This window comes from Streptomyces hilarionis, assembly GCF_024539675.1.
In the GTDB taxonomy this organism is placed as follows: Bacteria; Actinomycetota; Actinomycetes; order Streptomycetales; family Streptomycetaceae; genus Streptomyces; species Streptomyces hilarionis.
In genome coordinates this window covers 1-377 of record NZ_JAHHIT010000515.1, presented here as the reverse complement: position 1 = coordinate 377, position 377 = coordinate 1, and the positions used below count along the sequence as shown (strand labels likewise).

Sequence of the window (377 nt, the reverse complement as noted above, 5' to 3'; positions counted from 1 at the left end):
ATACTACTCGCAGCCCTTACGACGTTACTCATAGCAGTCAACACCAAGCATTCTATCTTTATCGTGTCAGTGATTGCTATGACAACCAGCGCATTAGCCGGCGTCGCCAGTCAACTACTAAGCACGTTCATGTATCAAGAAAGAATGATTATGGACATCGCCACAACCTGTGCACTTCGTGAACTGGCGCACTCAATCACCATGGCCAAAAAGAAAGAAGAAGATGATAATGCATACGAAATAAAGCTAGACAAGATTGACAGTTACCAAGAACGCTATCAGGAAATCCTCAATACCGCGAACGGACAGTGGCAAAAAAATTTCCAAAATAACAAGATCAAAAAATGACCATTTTTTCAAAAATACTCTCTTTAAAT

General features: G+C 40.6%; 1 protein-coding gene. It reads left to right on the top strand.

What is annotated here, in order from left to right; all coding sequences use genetic code 11:
* Positions 1-348: hypothetical protein (locus KMS84_RS39345; RefSeq protein ID WP_256921434.1), on the top strand; the 348-nt coding region annotated here is incomplete at its 5' end.
* Positions 349-377: the final 29 nt, after the last annotated feature.